Genomic DNA, 1,995 nt, shown 5'->3' with positions numbered 1-1,995 from the left:
CTGTTCATCTTGTTTGACGAACTCAACTTTTTGACCAATGATACTCTGAATACTCTTATTCAAGTGGGCTTTTATTTATTTTATCATGGGAAATCCCTCCTTAACTATAAGTTTATCACATAAAAAAAGAAACCCAAATACAGAATTGTATTTGAATTTCTTAACTTAATGACATTGGGAGTGTTACTCCTTTTAAAAATATCTATTCTCAAGATTGATTAGAATTTTTGAGACCGTCTTTCCATTTTACCATAGTAAAATCCTAGATGCTATTTCTAGGATTAGTATTTTATACCTGCTATCACTCTTTCAAGCTGATAAATTCTTTCTCATTGCCTATAAAGGAGTCAGCTATTATGACCTGATTTTCTCCTTCTTGTCTCACAAGTTCTAGCTTGTCTACCTCTTGGAGATTACTCACTTTGATAGCATAATCCACCATTTTCCTTGCTTTATCTTTCTTATATTTACTAATACCTTCTTTATTAGTCAAAAATTGATTTCTTATCGTCTTAGATGTTCCCCTTCAAAAAACCTTCCAAATCACGTTCATGTCGGTACTTGATAGCCGCCTTTTTGTCTTTTTCAAAAATGGTCTTGGTTAGATCTATGCCGTTGATGGCTGCGATTGCGACGGTGTAGTGGATGATATCAGCCAGTTCTTTAGCAAGTTCCTCGTTCGAGTCTTGAACCCCATCTTTTCGGCCAGAGCGCCCATTCAAAACTTCGGCTACTTCTCCGACTTCCTCCACAAGCTTGATAAAAAGACCTTCCTCAGTTCGAGACTGCTGGTAATGTTCGAGTAAGTAGTCTTGTAATTGTCTAAACGTTAAATCCTTCATATCCTGCTCCTTGCAAAAAAAGCGAGACATTCGTCCCGCCCTTCTTATTTTTCGTCAATAACGATTCTTACTTTTTTGTCTTCAGTTGGGACAGAGTAGACAATCGTTCTTATCGCAGAAATAGTGCGACCCTTACGACCGATTACACGACCCACATCGCTTTGATCAAGATCCAAATGATATTCCAAAAATTCTGGTGTATCTTCAATCTTGATAGTTAAGGCATCTGGTTGTGAAATCAAGGGTTTCACAATCGCAATAATGAGATTTTCAATCGTATCCATCTGTCAACCTACTTTAAACTTATTTTGAGAATTTAGAATCGTGGAATTTCTTCAATACGCCTTCTTTTGAAAGGATGTTACGAACTGTATCTGAAGGTTGAGCTCCATCAGCCAACCATGCAAGAACGCGGTCTTCTTTCAAAGTTACTTGGTTTTCAGCAACAAGTGGGTTGTAAGTTCCAACTGTTTCGATGAAACGTCCGTCACGTGGTGAACGTGAATCTGCTACGTTGATACGGTAGAAAGGTTTTTTCTTAGAACCCATACGAGTCAAACGGATTTTAACTGCCATTTTTAAAGTCTCTTTTCTTATTTTTTATTTCGGTGAAATAGCTGAGCTATTTAGCACATGTTCTATTATAGCAGATTTCTGACAGGTGTCAAGAAAAAAACTTGACAGACTATAAAATTTTTAAAGCTTTTAGAAATTTGTTATAATTTTAAAGAAAAATAAGAAAGAGAATGTCATGAATACTATTTTAGAAAAATTTTATAAAGACCACCAAGTCAAACCCTTCATCTCTCCTGAACGTGATTTGGATGCTTGGCTCCTAAATCCCAAGCCCGTTCCCAAAAGAAACATGGAATTATTAACAGATGATTTACTAGCAGGTGATATCATTCTACTATGGAGAATCCAGTTTGGTACTTTTACCACTGAAACCTGGTTTCCTAAATACTTTGAGTACACTTATGGCATTGATGCCCCAAAACATCTAAAAACTCTGGTAGAAAAAGCTTATACTGTCATTGAAACTGCTTTTGATTCACTTGACCATCTGAATGCTACAATAGACTTCCTGCGAAACAAAATATGGTACAATAGTTCTATGAATTATGAAGCAAGCAAACAATTAACTGATGTACGA

General features: G+C 36.1%; 5 protein-coding genes. 1 reads left to right on the top strand and 4 read right to left on the bottom strand.

From position 1 onward, the window contains the following. Positions 1 to 301: 301 nt before the first annotated feature. The 4 genes from FGQ53_RS11610 to rpsP are packed head-to-tail and all read right to left on the bottom strand — an operon-like array spanning position 302 to position 1,418. Positions 302 to 493: a hypothetical protein gene (locus tag FGQ53_RS11610; protein ID WP_138338927.1), complete on the bottom strand. Its 192-nt coding sequence runs from the start codon at positions 491 to 493 to the stop codon at positions 302 to 304. Positions 494 to 512: 19 nt separating this feature from the next. Continuing rightward, positions 513 to 842 carry a MazG nucleotide pyrophosphohydrolase domain-containing protein gene (locus tag FGQ53_RS11605; RefSeq protein WP_138338924.1) on the bottom strand — a complete coding sequence of 110 codons (330 nt, stop codon included), beginning with the start codon at positions 840 to 842 and terminating at the stop codon, positions 513 to 515. Positions 843 to 886: 44 nt separating this feature from the next. Further along, positions 887 to 1,126 carry an RNA-binding protein KphA gene (kphA, locus tag FGQ53_RS11600; protein ID WP_000379617.1) on the bottom strand — a complete coding sequence of 80 codons (240 nt, stop codon included), beginning with the start codon at positions 1,124 to 1,126 and terminating at the stop codon, positions 887 to 889. A gap of 19 nt (positions 1,127 to 1,145) precedes the next feature. Continuing rightward, positions 1,146 to 1,418 (bottom strand): 30S ribosomal protein S16, encoded by a 273-nt coding sequence (rpsP, locus tag FGQ53_RS11595; RefSeq protein WP_000268760.1) that lies wholly within the window; start codon positions 1,416 to 1,418, stop codon positions 1,146 to 1,148. A gap of 175 nt (positions 1,419 to 1,593) precedes the next feature. On the opposite strand from rpsP, the gene FGQ53_RS11590 reads away from it, so the two are divergent. After that, positions 1,594 to 1,995 (top strand): hypothetical protein (locus tag FGQ53_RS11590; protein ID WP_229090377.1); only part of this gene is annotated, 402 nt, incomplete at its 3' end.

Source organism: Streptococcus mitis, assembly GCF_005844455.1.
In the GTDB taxonomy this organism is placed as follows: Bacteria; Bacillota; Bacilli; order Lactobacillales; family Streptococcaceae; genus Streptococcus; species Streptococcus mitis_BF.
The sequence above is the reverse complement of the archived record's forward strand: the minus strand, read 5'-3'. Positions and strand labels throughout refer to the sequence as shown.

What these genes read in the sequence shown, in the direction of transcription:
- kphA (WP_000379617.1), bottom strand. Translation starts at nt 1,126, where the DNA reads ATGGATACGATTGAAAATCTCATTATTGCGATTGTGAAACCCTTGATT.
- FGQ53_RS11605 (WP_138338924.1), bottom strand. Translation starts at nt 842, where the DNA reads ATGAAGGATTTAACGTTTAGACAATTACAAGACTACTTACTCGAACAT.
- rpsP (WP_000268760.1), bottom strand. Translation starts at nt 1,418, where the DNA reads ATGGCAGTTAAAATCCGTTTGACTCGTATGGGTTCTAAGAAAAAACCT.